This window comes from Lysobacter sp. TAB13, assembly GCF_052113885.1.
Classification (GTDB): Bacteria; Pseudomonadota; Gammaproteobacteria; order Xanthomonadales; family Xanthomonadaceae; genus Lysobacter; species Lysobacter gummosus.
In genome coordinates this window covers 61,046-82,368 of sequence record NZ_JBFRDR010000014.1, presented here as the reverse complement: position 1 = coordinate 82,368, position 21,323 = coordinate 61,046, and the positions used below count along the sequence as shown (strand labels likewise).

The window sequence follows — 21,323 nt, the reverse complement described above, 5'->3', positions numbered from 1 at the left end:
CGCCTGGTTGCAGGCGAGACAGCGTTCGTCGATGCGACGGGACTTCCCGTCATCTTATTCGCGCTTGATGGAGCCACTGCATTGAACGTATTCGCCGCGCCTTTGCGTTTCCATCCCGCGTGGCGGACGTGTTTGCTGCTGGCTATTTCCATGGCGGCAGCGCTGCTCGCTCTGAGCTGTCGGGATGCCGCCGCTTCGCCATGGCCTGCGGTCGCCTGGCCGCTGGCCGAAGATTCCACCATCGAAAAACGAATCGATGAATTGATGGCGAAGATGACGGTAGAAGACAAAGTCGGCCAGATAGTGCAGGGCGACATCGCCAGCCTGACGCCGGAAGACGTGCGCAAGTATCGACTGGGTTCGGTGCTGGCCGGCGGCAATTCCGACCCTGATGGGAAATACAACGCCACGCCCGCGCAATGGCTGGCGCTGACCGATGCATTTTACGAAGCGTCGATGGATACGCGGAGCGGTGGGCACGGCATCCCGATCTTGTTCGGTATCGATGCCGTGCACGGACACAGCAACATCGTCGGCGCGACTTTGTTTCCGCACAACATCGGCCTGGGGGCGACCCGCAACCCCGAGCTGATGCGCCAGATCGGCCAAGTCATCGCAGTCGAGACGCGCGTCACCGGTATGGAATGGGCGTTCGCGCCGACCGTGGCGGTGCCGCAGGACGATCGCTGGGGGCGCACCTACGAAGGCTACTCAGAGTCGCCCGATGTAGTGGCCAGTTTCGCTGGCAGCATGGTCGAAGGCCTGCAGGGAACCGCGGGGGCGCTGGACTTCCTGGATGGATCGCATGTGATGGTCTCGGTGAAGCATTTCCTGGGCGACGGCGGCACCACCGGTGGCAAGGACCAAGGCGATACCAAGATCGATGAAGCCGAGCTGGCGCGCTTGCACGGCGCCGGTTATCCGCCCGCAATCGCGGCCGGCGCGCAGACCGTCATGGCGTCGTTCAATAGCGTCAACGGCGAGAAGATGCACGGCCACCGGCATCTGCTGACCGAAGTGCTGAAACAACAGATGAATTTCGGTGGCTTCGTGGTGGGCGACTGGAACGGCCATGGCCAGGTCAAAGGCTGCACCAACGACAACTGCCCGGCTGCCATTGCGGCGGGTCTCGACATGGCGATGGCGTCCGATAGTTGGAAGGGCTTCTACGAAACCGGGGTGGCGGCAGTGAAAGCAGGCACGCTACCGATGGAACGCTTGGACGCCGCGGTGCGGCGCATTGTTCGTGTGAAATTCCGCCTCGGTCTTTTCGAGGCCGGCAAACCTTCGCGACGGCCACTGGGCGCCAAGTTCGAATTGCTCGGCGCGCGCGAGCACCGCGCGGTGGCGCGCCAAGCGGTGCGCGAAGCGGAAGCAACGGCGGACTGCCCGGCCGGATGACCGGGCATCCACACCATCGGTAGTGCTGAAGGGGAGGGCGAATGGGGCTGCCGATTTCTAGTAGTTCCCGGAACTGCGTTACGGCAAGCGCATCGGCAAGCCGATGGCGGTGCTCTGGCTAGGCATGTACGTGTTCGGCGCATCGCTCGTGGCGATCGTGGCTTCGCTGACATCGCAGATCAACCCGGCGGCCACGATCTTTACCCTTCAGTTGCTTCACCTGAATGAATGAGGAGCGTGGTCGTGGTTGTCGCGAGCGCAGGGAAATTCATGGCAGGAAGGCGAGCCCGTGCCGGATTACCGAAGGCACGCATCGACGACGTGGCCAATCTTGCGGGTGTGTCGATCAAGACCGTATCGCGGGTGCTCAACGAAGAGCCGAACGTCTCGGCGGTTACCAGGAGCAAGGTGCTCGCGGCGATCGAGGGGTTGGACTACAGGCCATGCCTGGAGGCGCGGTGTCTGGCGAAAAACAAGAATCAGTCGAACCCGAAAACAACTGCCAGGGATTGCGGGGATGCCTCGATCCCGCCGGTGGCGACAACCCCCCGTTCCAGTGACGGAAGACGGTCACGCTTGTATCTCGAACTGTTGCAGTTGGCCGACCTGAGGAGACGCCGGATCCTGTCGAACAGCGAATTCGAACTGCATGTAATCAACTTGCTGGCTAGTACAGGCTAACGAAATCGCTGCCTCGCGCTGACGAGAGGGTAGCGACCGGCAACACGACGCCATGAAATTCTACGTGATGGCGTGACGGAACCAGAGGAATGCCGGAACTGATTTCTCGGAGGATGGAGACAAGCAAGAGCTTGATGCAGCAACTCCTTGCGACAGGGCGTGAGTTCAATCGATGACACGGCCGCCGCATTTCCTTAGTCGTAGTTTGTTGGTCAACACCAGGAGGATTTATGTCCAACCGCATACCTTTCGCAGCGACATGGCAGAAGTTGCTGGCGCTTCTCGCGTCACAGAATTCTTCCATGCGCTCGATCCAAACCAGATTGATTAAGCAATTTTCGATGTGTGGCGCGGCAGCGTTGCTGCTCGCAGGGCCTGCATTCGCTCAGCTTCCAACGGCCCAGCAAGTCGCAGCGCCGATCCGTATCGGTTGGAACGTTGGCAACACCATGGAAGCCATCTGCGGCGAGACCGCCTGGGGCAATCCCGCTATTACGCAGCAACTCATCACCTCAGTAAAAGCTGCTGGCTTCAACGCCATCCGCATTCCGGCGGCTTGGGACTGTCATGCCAACCAGCAGACACAGACCATCGACCCTGCTTGGATGGCGCGCGTCAAACAGGTGGTGGACTACGCGTACAGCCAGAACATGTATGTGGTTCTTAACATTCACTGGGATGGCGGCTGGCTCGAGGAGCATCCTCTTTACTCGTATCAGACCGCGAATAATCAGAAACAACGCAACTATTGGACCCAGATCGCCAATACGTTTCGCAACTACAACGAACGCATGCTATTCGCTGGAACAAACGAAGTCCATGCTGATTACGGGACGCCGACCAGCGAGCACAACACGGTTCAACAATCGTACAACCAGACCTTCGTCAATGCTGTGCGCGCTACCGGCGGAAACAATGCGTCGCGTACGCTCATCGTGCAGACCTACAACACGAACATGCAGCACGGTCTCAATTTCTTCAAGATGCCGACGGACTCGATCGCGAACCGGCTGATGGTCGAGGTCCATTTTTACGATCCTTACGCATACACGTTGGATCCGAATGGGAGCTGTTTGTATTGGGGGTCGCCATATCCTCCGCAAAGCGCCTGCTCTTGGGCTCAGGAGAGTTATGTTGACGGTCTGTTCTCTCAAGTTCGCTCCAAGTGGGTGAACAACGGCATTCCGGTCATCATGGGCGAATACGGAGTCTCGCTTCGCTCGGGAATGAATCGGCAGTCGCGCGAGTATTACTTGGAATACATCAACCGCGCGGCCCGCCTCAATGGCATCAAGACCTTCTATTGGGATAACGGCGTGGCCGATTTTGCATTGTTCAACCGGTCCAATGGCTCCGTCGTCGATTCGGGAGCCATCGGCGCGATAAAACGAGGCGCCAATCTAAGCAGGATCATTACAGCGGCGCGTATCAAGTGATGTCCAGACACAGCAGCAATGCTCTCGACGTGAGTGGCGGCAAGTAACCATGATCGCGTTCGATGGCTCGCTCAGCTCGTGGTGGGCGTATCGCCATCGGTCTGCTGCTGTTCGTGTTCTACGTGCTGATGCGTTTGTTCGACCTGCGAAGGCGCCGGTCTTGAGCGCTGACAGATCACGCTTATCTCAGATGCGGGGGTGGCTGATGCGTCGATCGAGCTTGCTGCTAGTTGCAGGCATCCTGCTGCTCACCGGCAGCCTGTCCGTGGTGACTGCCACAGCAATAGCCGCGCCGCCATCGAACGATTTCCATCGATGGGCCGCCACGCCGCCGCTGGGCTGGAATAGCTGGGATGCCTTCGGCACCACGGTGACCGAAACGCAGATCAAGCAACAGGCCGACTTCATGGCGGCCAAGCTCAAGGCGCACGGTTGGCAGTACATCACGGTGGATATCCAGTGGTACCAGCCTACCGCCAAAGGCCACAGCTACGAGGAAGGCGCCGTGCTGGCGATGGACGGCTTCAGTCGCTTGGTGCCGGCGCCGGAGAAGTTTCCCTCGGCCGCTGGTGGCCAGGGCTTCAAGCCGCTGGCCGACTATGTGCATGGCAAGGGACTGAAGTTCGGCATCCACATGATGCGCGGCATCCCACGCCAGGCGGTCAAACAGAACACCCCGATCCTGGGCACTCACCTGCGCGCGGCGGACATCGCCGATATCAACAGCACCTGCTCCTGGAACCCGGACATGTACGGCGTGGACATGTCCGGGCCGGGTGCGCAGGCGTACTACGATTCGTTGATGCAGCAGCTGGCCGACTGGGGCGTGGACTTCGTCAAGGTCGACGATCTCAGCCGCCCTTACGACCAGAATCGGGCCGATATCGAGGCCATCCGCAAGGCGATCGACAAGACTGGTCGGCCTATCGTGTTCAGTACCTCGCCGGGCGAGACCCCCTTGTCCGCCGGCGCTCACGTCAACCGGCACGCCAATATGTGGCGCATCAGCGACGATTTCTGGGATCGCTGGGAATTGCTGCTGCCCCAGTTTAAGCGCCTGCACGACTGGACGCCGTATCGGACCGCCGGCGCATGGCCGGATGCGGACATGTTGCCGCTGGGCATCGTCGAGTTCGATCGGCCTGTCCGTTTTACTCGCGACGAGCAGATCACGCTGATGACTTTGTGGAGCATCGCGCGCTCGCCGCTGATCCATGGTGGCGATCTGACCCGCACCGATCCGTTCACCCTGTCCTTGCTTACCAACGACGAGGTACTCGCCGTCAACCAGGACAGTGCGAACAACCGCCAACTGTTCCGCACCGACGACGGACTGATCGCCTGGGTCGCCGATGCGGCGGACGGCGGGTCCAAGTACCTGGCGGTGTTCGATACCCGCGATGCCGACGCGGCAGCTGGCAGCCGCCCGATTCCGGTAGAACTTGCCGCGCTCGGACTGCAGGGACAGGTGCAGGTGCGGGACCTGTGGAGTCACACCCAGTTGAAGCCGGTTAGCGGAACTTTCAAACCGCAGGTCGCACCGCATGGTGCGCGTTTGTTCCGTCTCACTCCCAATACTGACTCGTCGGCGTCAAAGCCGTGACGGCGTTGCGTCCACCGCAAGCCAATCCCTCATGAACTTCGACCACACCAACGGACTTAGCCGGCGCACCTTTGTTAGATCCTTCTTGCCCTAGCCGCAGCCGTGCCGCGTCTTGCATGGGCTGGCATCCCTCCAGGCACCATTTCTTCCGCGAACGCACGACAATACAGAGAGAACAATTCCATGCTCAAGATCCTTGCGGCCACCACCGCCGTCTTCCTCAGTTTGAGCGCCGGCGCGGCGACGGCTGCAACGCTTCAGGCGAAGGCGACCCTGCAGGCCGACAAACCCGGGCCGCAGATCAATCGCAATCTTTACGGCCAATTCTCCGAGCACCTGGGCGGCGGCATCTATGACGGCATCTGGGTCGGCGAGAACAGCCCAATTCCCAACGTCCGTGGTATTCGCACCGACGTAGTCGAAGCGCTGAAGGCCATCAAGACGCCCATGGTGCGCTGGCCGGGCGGATGTTTCGCCGATGAGTACCTCTGGCGCGACGGCATCGGCCCTCGCGACCAGCGCCCCGTGCGCAAGAACAACTGGTGGGGCGGCGCGGCAGAGACCAATGCTTTCGGCACCCATGAGTTCATGGATTTCGTGGAACAGATTGGCGCCGAGGCCTATATCTCGATCAACGTCGGCAGTTCAACCCCGACCTACATGCGCGAATGGATCGAGTACATGACTTCTCCCGGCCAGGACACTCTGGCCCAGGAGCGGCGCAAGAACGGGCGCGACAAACCATGGAAGGTCGCGCTATGGGGCATAGGCAATGAAAGCTGGGGTTGCGGCGGCAACATGAAGCCGGAGTACTACGCCAACGAGCTGCGCCGCTTCGGCAGCTTCTTCCATCAAGGCGAGGACAACCCCGGTCTGCGCGTGGCCACCGGTCCCAACTCCGACGATACCCGCTGGACCGAAGTGCTGATGAAGGACGCCGCCCAGGCCATGGACGCCCTCAGCCTGCACTACTACACGTTGCCCACCGGCGACTGGAAGACCAAGGGCGCCGCCACCGGCTTCACTCAGCAGGAATGGGTCGACACCTTCGCCCAGACCCTGAAGATGGACGACTTCATCAAACGCCATTCGGCGATCATGGATACCTACGATCCGAAAAAACGCGTCGGCCTGTATGTCGATGAATGGGGTGCCTGGTACGACGTCGAAAAAAGCACCAACCCGGGCTATCTATACCAGCAGAACACCTTGCGCGACGCGGTGCTGGCGGCGGCCAACTTCAACATCTTCCACCAGCATGCCGGCCGCGTGCGCATGACCAGCGTTGCCCAGACCATCAACGTGCTGCAAGCGATGATCCTCACCGACGGCGGCAAGATGGCGCTGACGCCGACCTACCACGCCTTCAAGATGTATGTGCCGTTCCAGGACGCGACTTCGCTGCCGCTGGAGCTGACCACGCCGAACTTCAGCGCCGGCGGTAAAACCATTCCCGCGATCAACGCTTCGGCGGCACGCGCCAAGGACGGCAGGATCTTCATCGGCATCGCCAACATGGATCCACAGGACCGTGTGGAACTGGACATCGATCTGGGCGCCGTGAAAGCGAAAGCAGTCTCGGGCGAGGTTCTCACCGCGGACCGAACGGATGCGCACAATGTTCCCGGGCAACCGGCGACCATCGCGCCTATGCCCTACACCGGCGGCCGGATCAGCCAGGGCAGGCTCGTTCTCGATATCCCGGCCAAGTCGGTCGTGGTGGTCAGGCTCGACTGAGAAGCGGGGCTGAGACTTCGGATGTCCGCTTATGGTCTATTGCGTTCCGGCCGCGCAGTGGACCGCCGCACCCGGCGGTCCGGCGTTCTACGCCTATTCGACCAACCGCCTGATCGATACGAAGGCTGGTGTTTGGCTGGAAGCGGTCTGCTTCGAGGGCGCCGACTACGTCAATGGTAGGTCCACCAAACCCGGACCTCGCGGCGTCCCGCGTTATGTCCGCGACCGTTCCCGGAACCTGCGTTGCCGGCGTCCGAGAGCGCGCGTACCGTCACCCGAACCGAGGGGTTTCGGGAGCTCGCCCCGATGAAGGTCTTGTCCCAGGCCACCTTGGTTGAACCGGCGCTGGCCGGCGCCATCCGCGGCTACACCCCGCACGGCCACCGCGAAGGAGGGCTCAAGGCCAAGCGCGGCGGCCCGAGCCGCTTCGACCGTATCGAAACCGCGTTTGCCTTGCCGCGCGATCTGCGTGTGGCGGCCGTGGAGGTGCGTTTGGCCCCGGCTCCCGTGGTGCCGCGCCCTTACCGCCGCGGCCGACCAGCGGCCCTGGCCGCCCTCGACCCACTCCAAGGCGACACCCGCACCTCGGTACCGACTCCCGTACCAGGTCGCCGCGCAACGGCGTAGCGGCGATGCCGCATTGCGCGAACTCGAACCGCTGCACTGCAGCGAGTGAAGTGGTGATTGCCGCGGCTGGCGGTAGCTGTACTCAGCGGCACTGTCGCCGCACCCGCGATTCGTCGTTGCCCGGCCGCATCGCCGCTATCCGGCGCGAGCGCCGAAACTGAACGCCGGCCGCACGATCTCCGACTTCCAGCTGAAGCGCGCGGCGCGCGAAAGCCTCATTGTCGCGGGCACGGGCAATACTTCACCGCCTCCACGCCCCGGCACCGTCCGGGCACGGTTCATCGCAGCCCCGGGCGGGTCCGCGATGCCCGCGTTGCGTCCGCGTATCTCCGCCACAGCGTTGCCATGACCGACATCCTGCTCATCGAAGACGACGAACGCCTGGGCACGCTGGTCGCCAACTATCTGGGCAAGCACGGGTATTCGGTCGCGGTCGAAGCCGACGGCGCGCTCGCGGTCGGCGCGATCCTGGAACATGCGCCGGCGGTAGTGCTGCTGGATCTTTCCCTGCCCGGGCAGGACGGTTTCGAAATCTGCCGCAGCGTGCGTTCGCGCTACGGCGGGGTGATCTGCATGCTGACCGCGCGCACCGACGATATCGACCAGGTGCTGGGCCTGGAGCTGGGCGCGGACGACTACATCGGCAAGCCGATCGAGCCGCGGGTGCTGCTGGCGCGGCTGCGCGCGCATCTGCGCCGCGACAGCGTCGCGCGCCAGAGCGGCAACGCCCTGCGCTTCGGCCAGCTGCGCATCGATCGCGACACGCGCGAGGCGACCCTGCGCGAACGCCGCATCGAGCTGACCACGGCCGAGTTCGACCTGCTGGTGCTGTTGGCCGATCGCGCCGGCCAGATCCTCAGCCGCGACGATCTGCTGCAAAGCCTGCGCGGCATCAACTTCGACGGCCTGGATCGCTCGATCGACGCGCGCATCTCGCGGCTGCGGCGCAAGCTCGGCGATCTTGCGGAGGAACCCGAGCGGATCAAGACCGTGCGCGGCAAGGGCTATCTGTTCAACCGGGCGGCCTGGGAATGAGTCTGCGCGCGCGCCTGTCGCGCTGGTTCGGCGCTCACGACAACGGCAAATCGCGGCACGGCCACTTCGGCCTGTTCGTGCGCTACTACTTGATCGTGGTGGTGATCTACGCGGTGGTGATCGTCGGCGGCATCTCGGCCTGGCTCTACGTCACCGGCCAGAACGGCCGCGACTACGCCGAAGCGCAGATGCGCGGCACCCACTATCTGCTCGAACAACGCTACTTGAACACTCCACGCGAAGACTGGCCGGCGCTGACCCGAACCCTGAGCGAGCATTTCGCCTATCCGGTGCGGCTGCTAGCGATGGATTCGCTGCGCGAGGGACTCACTCCGCACGAATGGCAACGCCTGCAACGCGGCGAGCTGGTCATGGAGAGCGAGGACGAGGCCTATACCTACCGGCGTCTGCCCGGCACCTCGCAGGTGGTGGCGCTGGGCGATTTCGACGACGTGATCGTGCAGGGCGTGCCTTGGCGCGATCTGGACCTGATCGACTCGATCGTGATCATGGCGATGTACTTCATCGCCATCGCCTTGCCCCTGTATTTCCTGGTCTATCGCTTCTGGCGCGATCTGCGCAAGTTGCGCGACACCGCCGACGCGCTCACCGCCGGCGAGCTGGACGCGCGCGCGCCGGAGGTCACCACGCGGCTGGTCAATCCGCTCGGCCACGCGCTCAATCAGATGGCCGGGCAAGTGCAGCAGGTGCTGGAAAGCCAGCGCATCCTGGCTCAGGCGGTCGCGCACGAGATCCGCACGCCGCTGGCGCGCATGCGTTTCGGCCTGGAGATGTTCGAGGCGGCGAACGAGGAGGGCGAGCGCGCGCATCTGCGCGAAGGCCTGGAAAGCGACATCCGCCGGCTGGAGCATCTGGCCGCGCACAGCGTGACCTATGCGCGGATCGGGCGCATGGTCGGGATCGAGCGCAGCCAGATCAAGGTCAGCGCGTTGTTCGCCGATCTGGCGGACATCTTCGAGCCGGCGCCGCCGATGGCGCTGAGCTTCGCCGGCGCCCGGGTCGAGAGCGTCAAGGCCAATCGCGAAGCGCTGGAACTGGCGCTGCGCAATCTGATCACCAACGGCCTGCGTCACGCGCGTTCGCGCGTGGCGGTCAGCATCGCCCAGGAAGGCGACCGCCACGTGCTGCGCGTGGACGACGACGGCGACGGCGTGCCCGAAGCCGAGCGTGAGCGGGTGTTCCAGCCCTTCACTCAGTTGCAAAAACATCCGGAAGGCTTCGGCCTGGGCCTGGCGCTGGTGCGCGTGGTCGCGGAGAAACACGGCGGCTGCGCCGGCGTGTCCGACTCGCCGCTGGGCGGCGCGCGCTTCCAGTTTGAGCTGCCGGCCGGCTGAGCTGTCGGCCGCATCGCGGCTGTAAACCTTTTCGATACTCGTGCGTTATCGGCTCGGTGCGGATTCGCACCGGGCCGTCGCGCGCGAGCGCTCACCTGCATGAAAACGCTGCTGGGGCAGCGCTGCGGCGCATCGCACCGATGCCGATGCGCCTGATCGCCGATACCGTTTCGCGCCGCGCGCGTTACATACGGTTACGCAACGTCCAACACCGTTACATCGACGCCGACAGACTGCAACTGAAGTCTCGTTTCGCTTGCGCGAGCATGGCTGCGTCCTTCATGACGGAATTCCCATGCGGCATCGGCTGTCCTTCATCGGCTCATTGCGCTTCGACATCGGCGGCTCGACGCGAGTCGAACGCGATGTCCGCCGCGAGACCGCCGAGGCCACGCTGAGCCTGGGCTACCGGTTGTAAATCCGATCGCGCGCGTCGCGTCGGCCCGGGCCGCGCGGCGCGCCGATCCGCGGACGCCGTCGTCCGGCGGTGTCCGCCGATCTCCCCGTCCGGACTCGGCGGCCGCATGCCGCACAGCGCAGGAGCGACGCGATGCATCCCATTCCGAGCCACCCCATGATGCGGGTGCATCCGTGAGCGGTCTGGCCGGCGTGTGGCGCGCGCATGAGGATTGGGACGACGAACGTCTTCGCTATTGCGCGCGTTCGATGATCCACGCGCTGCGTCATCGCGGCGCGCACGATCACGCCGTGTGGAGCGACGCCGCGGCCGGATTGGCCCTGAGCCATTGCCGCGCCTTCGAAGGCGGCGCGGCGCAACCGGCGCATTCGGCCAACGGCCGTTATGTGCTGAGCCTGGACGGCGCCTTGTTCAATCGCGAGTCGCTGTATCACGAACTCGCCGCGCTCGACGAGGTGGCCGCGGATGCCTGCGACGCGGCCTTGCTGCTGGCCGCGATCGCACGCTGGGGACTGCAGCGCACGCTGAGCCGCTGCAACGGCGCGTTCGCGCTGAGCCTGTGGGACCGCCGCGATCGCATCCTGTGGCTGGCGCGCGACCGGGTCGGCAAACGGCCGCTGTATTACGGCTGGGCCGGCGGCGACTTCGTGTTCGCGTCCGAACTCAAGTCGCTGCACCGTCATCCCGGCTTCGATGCGGCGGTCGATCCCGATGCGATCAGCCTGTTGCTGCGTTACGACTACATTCCCGCGCCGCATTCGATCCATCGCGGCATCTTCAAGCTGTCGCCGGGCGCGTTCCTGCGCCTGAATCCGGCGGCCATGCGCGCCGGCCACGGCGCGCACCAGCCCGCCCACGACACCCAGGTGTACTGGTGCGCGCGCCAACGCATGACCGAGGCGGTCGGCTCGCGCACCGAGCTGGCGCTGGACGAAGCGGTCGATCAGCTGGAAATTCTGTTGCAGCAGGCGGTCAGCGCGCGCATGAACGCGCCGCGGCCGGTCGGCGCGTTCCTGTCCGGCGGCACCGATTCGTCGCTGGTGGCGGCGATGATGCAGGCGCAGACCGCGACGCCGGTGGACACCTACGCGATCGGTTTCGACGACGACCGCCACGACGAAAGCGACTGGGCGCGCAAGGTCGCGCGCGCGCTGGGCACGCGCCACACCGAGCATCGCGTCGATGGGCGCGAAGCGCTGGGCATGATCGAACGGCTGCCGCAGGTGTGGTGCGAGCCTTTCGCCGACTCCTCGCAAGTGCCGACCCTGATCGCCAGCGAGATCGTCGCCCGGCGCTCGCCGATCGCCATGACCGGCGACGGCGGCGACGAATTGTTCTTCGGCCATTCGTCTTATTGCCGCGCCTTGCGCAACGCGCGCTGGAACGCGCAGCTGCCCGGGCCGTTGCGGCGCTGGGCGCATCGCAGCGGCGGCGCGCGGGCCGAGCGCGCGCGCCTGGGCGGCTTGCGCGCGCTGTGGGCCGAGCTGGGCGCGCGTGAGGTTGAGGACAATTATCTGCAGCGCGTCTCGCGCTGGCGCGACCCTTCAGCGGCGGTGCTGGGCGCCCGCGAACCGCTCACCGTGTTCGGCGACCCGCAGCGGCAACTGCGGATCGGCGATGCCGCCGACCGCATCCAGTTCCTGGATTTCCAGATGGATCTGCCCAACGGCATCCTGACCAAGATCGACCGCGCCGGCATGGCCTGCGGCCTGGAAACGCGCTCGCCCTTGCTCGATCGCGCGGTGATCGAATTCGCCTGGTCGCTGCCGACCGCGCTCAAGCATCATCGCGGCGAGCAGAAGTACATTCTCAAGAAACTGCTTGAGCGCTATTTGCCGGCGCCGCTGATCTATCGCCCGAAGAACGGTTTCGGCGCACCGGTCGCGAGCTGGCTGCGCGGTCCCTTGCGCGAATGGGCCGAGGCCCTGCTGGACGAATCGCGGCTGCGCGCGGAAGGGCATTTCGATGCGCGGGTGGTGCGCGGGCTGTGGGGCGAATTCCTCGGCGGCCAACGCAAGTGGCATACGCATCTGTGGAACGTGCTGATGTTTCAGGCGTGGTGGGAACAGTACGGGCTGGGAGCGGCTTCATCCGCTTTCGCGGTGCTGGCGGAGCCGTTGCCGGCCGTCGGGCCCGAGCGCATCGCGCGAGTGCAGTACGGATACTGAGCAGTAACGCGGGCTGGGTCCGCATCGCGGAGCCGTCGTCCGGATGATTTTCCGCCTTCGTCTTGGCCGGCGCCCGAACTCGGTGCGCCGGTTTTTTTGCGCAGTCAGCCGCCTTGGTTGTCGCACCGGAGCCATGAGCGTGTCTGTAGGTGCCCTCGGTGCAACGTCGATGGACACCGCAGTGTGGCGTTCAAAAAATATTACCAATCAGAAAATTTCGTACAGCGGATGTTGATTCGCGTGCGTTTGTGTAGGAAGACAGTGTTCTAAACACATATAACGCACCTAAGAAAAATATTGGGCGGATTGAAGGCGCACAAAATGTGGATTTAGTGAGTATGGCTGATTTTCGCGAGGCCGATAAACACTAAGTCGCGCGCCGTGCTAACGATTGAAAACTCTTTCCAGCTCTACTAGCGTTGATCCGCGTTCACTACTCGCGCCGATACCGGTGCAACGTCATGCCTCGATCATCGCGACGGCCAAGGCCGGTGCGAACCTGGCGCGCGACGCGCAGTGGAAGCGCACGGACAGCACAGGGGAGCGATCATGGAAAGATTGAAGGCAGCGGGCCGGCGCGGACGTGCGTCGCGGTTGGCGCGGGTATTCGCGCTGGCGACGACGTTCTGGTTCGCCCAGGCGCACGCGCAATCGAGCTGGGAAGTCCACGACAACAAGGCCAACGATCATCTCAAGGTGATCCGAAATTCCATCGGCGAAGACGACGGCACCGTCAACGACCGGCTCAAGAAGATCGCCAAGCTGGGATCGGCCAAGACCAGCGGCGAAGCGGCCGAAGCGCCGACCGAGAAGCTGGAAAAAGACAAGCCCAGCCAGGTCGAAAAAACCGTCGCAGATCGCTGCCCGAAAGGCGACAAGAAAGCCGGCGAACAGCTGTGGCAGCTGTGCGAGGAAACGGTCAAGACGCAGATGGCGAAGTACAACTACTCGCTGGCGATCTATGAGGTCTTCAACAAGCGCAAGCAGCGGCTGGAAGAGATCGAGCGCGAGCGCGCCAATCTTGGCTCGGAAGACCAGGGCAAGCTGCAGGACAACACCAACAAACTGCTGGCGCTGATCGCGCGCATGGACCTGGATATCCGCCAACACCGTCTGTACATGGACGCCTACGACGCGCGCCTGCAGTACCTGACCGCGGCGCGCGACCAGATCGGCAACGAAGTCATGCGCGGCAAGAAGGGCAGCGTGCTCGGCGATACGGTGAGCAATCTGGCCGGCTTCGCCACGATGACTGGCGTGCTCAATGCGGCCAAGTCGGAGCGCAGGCCGTGGAAGTGTTTCATGCGGACGACGGGCTGCGCGGAGAAAGAATTAGAGCGCCACTTGGGCGACTGATTCGCCGGTAGTCGCATCAATCTTCAGGGAGTGAGGCAGAAGAATGTTCAACGGATGGATGCCTGAGATCGCCGGGCCGCTCGAAGAACTGGGCCAGTGGATGTTCTTCCAGGAGATCTTCGATTTCCTGGATAACGAGATCCTGGCGCTGGGGGAGCAGATGCTCTACCGCATGTCGGCGTTCGTCGCTTCGATCGCGCTGGTGCTGATGACGCTGTGGCTGCTGCTGCAGGGATTCCGGATCGTGACCGGACAATCGCGCGAACCGATGATGGCGCTGATCGCCAATTCGATGCGCGGCACCTTCGTTTTGATCGCCGCATCGACCATGACCCTCGGCGGCGCCGACATCTACGAGATGCTCACCGACAGCATGCCCAAGGCCATCCACTACATGGTGACGGGCAAGGACGAAGCCCCCGCCAAGACTATCGACGCCGGCCTGACCAAGATGCAAGCGGCGATGGCCGCTATCGAAGCCTTGCCGCTGCTGGACAACCCGAGCATCAAGGAAGACAAGGATCAGGCCCTGGTGCTGACCGGCCTGGGCGTGGCCGGCCCGGCGGTGATCGGCGGCGCATTGTTGATGATGTACAAGGTCGCCCTGGCGCTGTTCGTCGGCATGGCGCCCTTGTTCATCCTGAGCCTGATGTTCGAGCAGACCAAGCAGTTATTCGGACGATGGCTGTACTACGGCATCGGCACGATGTTCTCGATGGCCGTGCTGAGCTTCATGGTGACCGTGTCGATGAAGATGGTCGGCGCCGTGGCCGGCGGCTTCGCCATTCAATACGCCGCGGCCTCGGGCCTGAGCGCCGCGGGTATCGAAGCGAGCACCCCCGGCATCAGCACGATGGCGATGCAGCAGGGCGGATTGGGCATGGTGCTTACGGTGTTGCTGATCACCATCCCGCCGATGGCGGCGTCGTTCTTCCAGGGGGCGTTGGGCCACTTCTCTGGAAACACGATTTTCGGCACGTTAGGTCGGCCAAGTTCACAGCAGCCCGGATCGTCTAGTGGTTCTCAGTCTGGAACATACATCCCTCCACCACCTGCACAGGCAAAGGAGGCTCAGACTCGGATGTTAGGTGGTTCACTTCCACCTCCCGGACACTCCTCAGGTTCACAGAGCTCGAATCAGGTTCGGACTGATTCAAATCTGATGAGGCAGAGAGAGTACGGTGCGGGCTCGGATAGAGATACAAAAAGTACTGGAATCAAAGACTCTCCGGAGCATATAAAATGAAAGGCAAAGCTCTGTTCCTGATTCTATGCGCAAGTCCATTCGGGCAAGCATTTTCCCAGAATTGCCCGAGCGGAATTCCTTCAGCAGGCAATCCGTTGTGCCTTCCTCCGAGTGCGCCGAACTCTCCTTATTATCGCGATCCAGGTGAGCAGGGAGCGGGTGTTGCGCCTAGATCAATTGGCCGATGGGAAGATCGGTGGGGTGCTTTTGCGATCGATCTAAAGGTGGGGTTGGGTGCCTCCAATAACATGAAGAGTAAGCGCTTGGCTGAGCGCGCCGCATTAGCCGCTTGCCAGGGAAAAGGAGGCAAGGAATGCAAGGTTCAGTTCTCTTATCACAATCAGTGTGGGGTCATTGTTGCCGGAGCTGCAGGGTATAACGCTTCCGCTGCTGCGAATGTCGATCGAGCTACTGAGATTGGAATGGAAACCTGCGTCGAATCCGGAGAGCGTAACTGCTATCTCTACTATTCTGATTGCAGTCCGCCAGTCCTGATTGCTCGATAGACGGATCTCGATGATAACGAGGTGCTTAAGGTGCGAGGCATTCTGATTATGAGTCTGTCTATGGTACAAATCCCCGCGTTTGCCCAATGTCCAGCAGGCGCGCCATCGGCGGGAAATCCTGCTTGCATCCCTCCAGATAGAACTAACTCGCCTTACTACCAGCAATCGGCGCAAGGAAGGGCTGCGTCTGCCGGACGATGGGAAAGCCGTTGGGGGGCTTTTGCGCTGGATGAAAAAACCGGCATAGGTACTTCGAAAGGGATGCGCAGTAAGGGCGCCGCGCAGCGTGCCGCAATCAAGGATTGCCAGAGAAAAGGCGGCACAGACTGCAGGATCGAGTTTTCTTATCACAATCAGTGTGGAGTAATCGTGGCAGCTGATGTGGGATTCAGTGTGGCGTCCTCTGAGACCGTTGACCAAGCAGCAAGAAACGGGATGGAGGCCTGTGCGCGAGCGGGCGGTACGAACTGCCATCTGTATTTATCTGACTGTAGTCACGCTGAGCTTGTCGAATGACTTGCGGAAGGTTGGTCGTTTTGATTGTTTGAGCTTTTGTGCGGCGTTGTTCAGCTGCATTGCTTCGATTGATAGCTTTGAAAGTGTTGTAACCAAGAACCAACAAGGACTGTTCCCATGAAACAATCAATTCTCCCATTCGCCCTGATTACGCTGATAGCCGCATTCCCCGCCAGCAGCGACGGCCAACGCGGCGTTTACGAAGAGGTTCCCTACAACAACAACCCGGATCAGTTCTGCAAGCTCGGGTATCCGCCGCATAATTGGATGTCGGTGGTGCCTAAGGCGGGAATCTGGGCGCCGATCGTTCCTAATGCGCCGGTGAATTCGCAGTACATCGCGACGTTTATCCGCGTGTGCACGGCCGGCGGGATTCCGATGCCGATCAGTCCGGGCGCCGGCAATAAGGCACCGAAAGATCCGGCGGCGACGTTCTGATGAATCCGCGTTCTCCGTCGGCGGACGGTATCGATTGGGCCAGTTCGGCGCGTCGCGTGCGCTGGACCGCGATGATGGTGTTCGCCGCTCTGGTGTTGGCGCTGGCGTTGGCGGCGGTGTGGATGCGGACGCAGTCCGGCATGTTTTTGTTCCTGGCTCAGACCGCCGCCGCGGGCGCGGCCTTGCTGCGCTTTCGCGGGGCGGTGCTCGAGACGAGGCTGGTCTTTGCCTCGCGCCGTTACATCAATGCGCGCTGGCTGGATGTCCGGCGCGAGGATATCCGCCAGCTTCGACACTGCCTGAAGCGCTCCATCAAGCTGGCGATCAGCGCTTGGCCGGTCGCCTTGGCGATGGGATGCCTGCCGTTGGTGATGGAGCTGCCGGGGCAGGTGGCGGGCGGGGAGCGGATCTACGCCATAACGACGTTGTTCTTCGTGCTCCACTTCGCTGCGTCCGAAGCCGCGTATCGACAACTCGTCGGCGCCTTGGTCGAGAGCCTGGAACTCGAACGGGTGTGCGTGCTTCCGGCTTGAACGCTCCGGTCGCGCGGGTGGTTCGCCGTGAGCGGCAGCGACAATGATCGATGGTCGCGGCGATAAGCTGGATAAGTTTCCGATGCGAACCGGTCCCCGAAGTCGCCAACGCCCGCGCGCGACCCGGACCCGTTGCTCGACCCGGGCGCGGTCGATCCCTTACCTTTGCAGCCAGCAATGCACCGGCACAACGCTTACCGCGGGCACGACTGACGCAATCGTTTCGTCCCGACTCGCACGCCGCATGCGCCCGAGCGCGCACCAGTACCGCCAGCGCAATTGACCGCGATGCGACCGCCGCGCCGACTCGCCCGCGCCGCGACCCAACGCCCAGCGCACCGCACATCCGCGCAGTGATCGCGGTCGCGATACCGAATACCGATCGCCGCCGGCCGCAGCCGCGACAGGTGCGCGACAGGCCCCAGCCTTAAAACGGCTTCCACCGGCGCTGCCCCTTCGCTCCATGCGAAGGCCGGCCAGTTCGGTTCGCGAACGCGATCGACCGATCACGACGCATACGCTCGGGTCGGTAGGTTCGGATCGGCGCGTACCGGCCGGCGCATGGAACCCGTCGCATCTCAACCCGCCAACCTGGGGCAGTGGAATGAACAGCAGCACCGCAAGCAAGAACAACGCTTCCAACCGCGGTTCCGCCGCTCCGGCGATGCGGCCGCTGGCAGCTTTGGGGCTGCCGTGGCTCGCCGGCGCCTGCGCGCTGGCGATGAGCACGGCCTTCGCCGGGCAAACGCTCAAGGCCGGCGACAACGCCGGTGCGTCGAAGATCGCCGTGCGCGGCGCCGCCACGCAGGCGGCGATCGATGTGCGCGTGCGCGACAGCCTCAGCGGCCGCGCATTGCAGGCCGAACTCAGCATCGCGCCGGTCGGCCGATCGGACGCGCGCCAGATGTTGCCGCTGGCCTCGCAAGGTGGCCGCGTCGCCGGCCTGGCCAAGGGCGATTACCAACTCACCGTCAGCGTCCCCGGTTATCAGTCGCTGACCACGCGGGTGAATTCCGACGGCGCGCTCGGCCTGCCGACCACGCTGTGGCTGTCGCCCGAACGCGAGTCCGATCAGCTCGACCTGCTCGCGCTCAAGGCGGCCGAATGCAGCGATTGCGTCGTCTACAGCGGCCACGTCTACGACCAGCGCAGCGGCAAGCCGCTGGCCGGCGTGTCGGTGCGCACCGGCCAGGGCGAGCGCGCGGTCACCGACGGCGCGGGTTATTTCGAAGTGCGCAGCAAGTTCGTCAACACTGCGCTGAAAGACGATGCGCTGCCGCCGACCACCACGATCGACATCGAAGGCCCGGGCTATCGCGCGCATCGTTTGTCCGGGGTGTCGCTGCTCAACGACAGCGCCCATTTCGTCGTCGATCTGCAGGCCGGCAGCGGCCGCAGCGACGAAAACCTGACGCATGTGCAGGTGCTGGCCAAAGACCGGCCGCTGAAGGAACGCGAAGCGATCCTGGAACAGCTCGACGCGGCCAATGCCGATCAGGCGATGCGTCCCGGCCATACCCTGAGCGCGGCGCAAGTGTCCGCCGCCGCGGTGGCGGTGCCGTCGAGCATCCGCGTGGGCACCAGCTGCTCCGGGCGTTCGTGCTCGGGCGTGTCGGTGTACAGCCTGGAGGACTACGTGGGCAAGGGCCTGGACGAAGAGTGGATTCCGTCGTGGCACGCCAACTCGCTGGCCGCCGGCGCGGTCGCCTATCGCACCTACGGCGCGTACTTCGTCGCCCATCCGATCAGCAGCCGCTACGACATCTGCAACACCACGTCGTGCCAGGTGTTCAATTCCGATTCGGTGTCGGCCCCCGTCGCCGCGGCCAAGGCGACCAAGGGCGTGATCCTGAGCCGCGACGGCAGGAGCGCGGCCTTCAGCGAATACTCTTCCGAGAACAACGCCTGGGACGATCCCAGCGACGGCCTGTCGTGCAGCAATAACGATCTGAGCTGCGGCAACGGCAAGAACGGCTCGCCGCGCAACAACTGGCCGTGCCTGAGCGATTCGGTCGGCAAGGGCAAGGGTTGCTTCGGCCACGGCCGCGGCATGAGCCAATGGGGCACGCAGCGCTGGGCCAACAGCAACGGCCGCGACTGGAAGTGGATCACCGACCACTACTTCAACAACAACAACAGCCCCGGCGGCATGCGCAACGCTTACCGCTCCGATTCTAGCGGCACGCCCAATCCCGGCAGCATCACCGGCACGGTCAATACCAACGGCACGCCGTTGAATGTGCGCTCCGGCCCGGGCACGAGTTATTCGGTGGTCGATACGCTCGCCGACAACACCAGCGTGACCATCCAGTGCCAGACCAACGGCACCTCGGTCACCGGCACCTACGGCACCAGCAAGATCTGGAACCGGATCGGCAGCGGCCGCTTCATTCCCGACGCCTACACCTACACCGGCTCCGACACCTCGGTGGCGCCGGCTTGCTGAGTGCGGTCGAACGCATTGCCGATTTTCCTTCCGTCAGCATGCGGCGGCGAGCGAATCCGCCCGCCGCATGCGCAGCCCTTCGATGACCACCCATCACAAGGAACTTCCGTGAATCGATCCTTGAACACCTTGCTGTGCACCGCGCTGGCCGCCTTGCTGTCGCCGATGGCGATGGCCGGCAAGCCCGCCGCGGCCGTCGATGTATTGGCCGACCCGGCGCTGAGCCCGCGATTGCACGCCGAACAAGACGCGCTGCGGGCCGAGCGCGCGCAATACCCGGACTATTTCCGCCAGGCCTATGTGCGTTACCCATCGATCCCGGCCGGCACGCTGGAAGCGATGGCCTATGTCGCCAGCCGCTGGCAGCATCTGCGTCCGGCATCGTCCGATGCCGGCACCGGCAAGGAAATGCCGCGCGCCTTCGGCGTGATGGGGCTGTATCACGGCGAAGGTTTCGCCGATCAGGTCGGCGAAGCCGCGCGCCTGCTCGGCGTGCCCGAGTCGCGCGTGCTCAACGAGGCTTCGACCAACATCCTCGCCGCCGCGGCTTTGCTCGACCACGAAATCTCGCGCGGCGGCCAGGGCCCCGCGCTCGCCGCCGAAGCGCTGCGTCCGGCGCTGCAGCGTTACGCCGGCTACGCCAAGACCCAGACCAAGAGCGCAGTGCAGGACTACGCGCGCCTGAGCTTCGCCTTCGACGTGCTGCTGACCCAGGATCGCGGCGTCAGCGAATCCGGCATCGCCGTGCCCGCGCGCGCGATCGCCTGGGAGCGCGCGTTCGACGCGCCCGATCTGGTGCGCCTGCGCGCGCCGCTGCTGCGCTTGAACGCCGACAGCGACCGCATCGAGACCGAACAGTACTTCGTCGATCCGGTCACCCAGACCCTGCAGAACAAAGACCCGCGCGTCGGCGCCGCCGCGGCCAGCCCGGACTACGGCCCGGCGTTGTGGGTCGCATCGCCCTATCACTCCGAGCGCACGTCCTACGACTCGGTGACCATCCACACCGTGCAGGGTTCCTACGCCGGCAGCATCTCGTGGTTCCAGAACAATCCCGACCACGTCAGCATCCATTACCTGGTGCGCAGCAGCGACGGCCAGATCACCCAGATGGTGCGCGAGAATCGCGCCGCTCATCACGTGCTGTCGCATAACAAGACCACGCTCGGCATCGAGCACGAAGGCTATGTGGACAACGCCGCGTGGTACACCAGCGCGATGTACAACGCCTCGGCCGGCATCACCCGCCACTTCTGCGCCAAGTATCCGGCGATCAAGTGCAGCACCGCGTTCCAGGGCCCGGCGACGCGCACGGTCAGGGTGCTCGCGACCACGGTCAAGGTCAAAGGCCATCAACACTACAGCGGCAACGATCACACCGACCCGGGCATCAACTGGGATTGGGCGCGTTACTACAAATTGCTCAATCCCGGCGGCGGCACCGGCGCGAGCGGCACGGTGGACACCAGCGGTTCGCCCTTGAACGTGCGCTCCGGCCCGGGCACCAGTTATTCGGTGGTCGATAGCCTCGCCGACGGCGCCAGCGTCACCATCCAGTGCCAGACCAACGGCAGCTCGGTCACCGGCACCTACGGCACCAGCAGCTTGTGGAACCGCATCGGCAGCGGCCGTTTCATTCCCGACGCTTACACCTACACCGGATCGGACGGACGCGTCGCGCCCGATTGCTGATCGCAGCACTTTCAATCCAGCCAGACACCGAGTCGAGGTGGACGGGCGCGGCGGCGAGCGGTTGGCGTCGTCGCGCCCGTTTTTTTGCGCGCTGGATTTCCAAGCGCCGGACGCGCAACCGGAGGCCGC

18 protein-coding genes and 1 pseudogene are annotated in these 21,323 nt (G+C 63.7%); all 19 read left to right on the top strand.

Annotated features, from left to right (window positions below):
* Positions 1–150: 150 nt before the first annotated feature.
* Positions 151–1,371 (top strand): annotated as a pseudogene (locus AB4Y92_RS17120) (glycoside hydrolase family 3 protein); the annotation flags it as partial.
* Positions 1,372–1,504: 133 nt separating this feature from the next.
* Positions 1,505–1,633 carry a hypothetical protein gene (locus tag AB4Y92_RS17115; protein WP_441820744.1) on the top strand — a complete coding sequence of 43 codons (129 nt, stop codon included), beginning with the start codon at positions 1,505–1,507 and terminating at the stop codon, positions 1,631–1,633.
* A gap of 5 nt (positions 1,634–1,638) precedes the next feature.
* A complete protein-coding gene (locus AB4Y92_RS17110) occupies positions 1,639–2,082 on the top strand; it encodes a LacI family DNA-binding transcriptional regulator (RefSeq protein WP_441820743.1) in 444 nt (147 codons plus the stop codon).
* A gap of 230 nt (positions 2,083–2,312) precedes the next feature.
* On the top strand, positions 2,313–3,518 hold the full coding sequence (locus tag AB4Y92_RS17105; RefSeq protein WP_441820742.1) for a glycoside hydrolase family 5 protein: 1,206 nt from the start codon (positions 2,313–2,315) through the stop codon (positions 3,516–3,518).
* A 205-nt stretch (positions 3,519–3,723) separates the two neighbouring features.
* Positions 3,724–5,121: a glycoside hydrolase family 27 protein gene (locus AB4Y92_RS17100; protein ID WP_441820741.1), complete on the top strand. Its 1,398-nt coding sequence runs from the start codon at positions 3,724–3,726 to the stop codon at positions 5,119–5,121.
* Between the two features lie 102 nt (positions 5,122–5,223).
* Positions 5,224–6,858, top strand: coding sequence for an alpha-N-arabinofuranosidase (locus AB4Y92_RS17095; RefSeq protein WP_441820740.1), 1,635 nt, complete (start codon positions 5,224–5,226; stop codon positions 6,856–6,858).
* 306 nt (positions 6,859–7,164) lie between these two features.
* Positions 7,165–7,485, top strand: a complete 321-nt coding sequence (locus AB4Y92_RS17090) for a hypothetical protein (protein WP_441820739.1) — start codon at positions 7,165–7,167, stop codon at positions 7,483–7,485.
* A gap of 345 nt (positions 7,486–7,830) precedes the next feature.
* Positions 7,831–8,520 (top strand): winged helix-turn-helix domain-containing protein, encoded by a 690-nt coding sequence (locus AB4Y92_RS17085; protein WP_215056253.1) that lies wholly within the window; start codon positions 7,831–7,833, stop codon positions 8,518–8,520.
* Entirely contained in the window at positions 8,517–9,875 is a 1,359-nt protein-coding gene (locus tag AB4Y92_RS17080; RefSeq protein WP_441820738.1) for an ATP-binding protein, read from the top strand. Before AB4Y92_RS17085 ends, AB4Y92_RS17080 begins: the two co-directional genes overlap by 4 nt.
* 295 nt (positions 9,876–10,170) lie before the next feature.
* Positions 10,171–10,293 (top strand): hypothetical protein, encoded by a 123-nt coding sequence (locus AB4Y92_RS17075; protein WP_441820737.1) that lies wholly within the window; start codon positions 10,171–10,173, stop codon positions 10,291–10,293.
* A gap of 173 nt (positions 10,294–10,466) precedes the next feature.
* The gene (gene asnB / locus AB4Y92_RS17070) at positions 10,467–12,461 is read left to right on the top strand and encodes an asparagine synthase (glutamine-hydrolyzing) (protein WP_441820736.1); all 1,995 of its coding nucleotides are present in this window, start codon (positions 10,467–10,469) and stop codon (positions 12,459–12,461) included.
* A gap of 549 nt (positions 12,462–13,010) precedes the next feature.
* The gene (locus tag AB4Y92_RS17065; protein WP_441820735.1) at positions 13,011–13,817 is read left to right on the top strand and encodes a hypothetical protein; all 807 of its coding nucleotides are present in this window, start codon (positions 13,011–13,013) and stop codon (positions 13,815–13,817) included.
* Between the two features lie 58 nt (positions 13,818–13,875).
* Positions 13,876–15,063, top strand: coding sequence for a type IV secretion system protein (locus AB4Y92_RS17060; protein WP_441820734.1), 1,188 nt, complete (start codon positions 13,876–13,878; stop codon positions 15,061–15,063).
* Positions 15,060–15,569, top strand: coding sequence for a DUF4189 domain-containing protein (locus AB4Y92_RS17055; RefSeq protein WP_441820733.1), 510 nt, complete (start codon positions 15,060–15,062; stop codon positions 15,567–15,569). The genes AB4Y92_RS17060 and AB4Y92_RS17055 overlap by 4 nt, the downstream gene beginning before the upstream one ends.
* Positions 15,570–15,617: 48 nt before the next feature.
* The gene (locus AB4Y92_RS17050; RefSeq protein ID WP_441820779.1) at positions 15,618–16,085 is read left to right on the top strand and encodes a DUF4189 domain-containing protein; all 468 of its coding nucleotides are present in this window, start codon (positions 15,618–15,620) and stop codon (positions 16,083–16,085) included.
* 117 nt (positions 16,086–16,202) lie between these two features.
* Positions 16,203–16,523 carry a hypothetical protein gene (locus tag AB4Y92_RS17045; protein WP_441820732.1) on the top strand — a complete coding sequence of 107 codons (321 nt, stop codon included), beginning with the start codon at positions 16,203–16,205 and terminating at the stop codon, positions 16,521–16,523.
* Complete coding sequence (locus AB4Y92_RS17040) at positions 16,523–17,056, top strand: hypothetical protein (RefSeq protein ID WP_441820731.1); 534 nt, start codon at positions 16,523–16,525, stop codon at positions 17,054–17,056. Before AB4Y92_RS17045 ends, AB4Y92_RS17040 begins: the two co-directional genes overlap by 1 nt.
* A gap of 604 nt (positions 17,057–17,660) precedes the next feature.
* Positions 17,661–19,502, top strand: coding sequence for a SpoIID/LytB domain-containing protein (locus AB4Y92_RS17035; RefSeq protein WP_441820730.1), 1,842 nt, complete (start codon positions 17,661–17,663; stop codon positions 19,500–19,502).
* Between the two features lie 108 nt (positions 19,503–19,610).
* Positions 19,611–21,194 (top strand): N-acetylmuramoyl-L-alanine amidase, encoded by a 1,584-nt coding sequence (locus tag AB4Y92_RS17030; protein ID WP_441820729.1) that lies wholly within the window; start codon positions 19,611–19,613, stop codon positions 21,192–21,194.
* Positions 21,195–21,323: the final 129 nt, after the last annotated feature.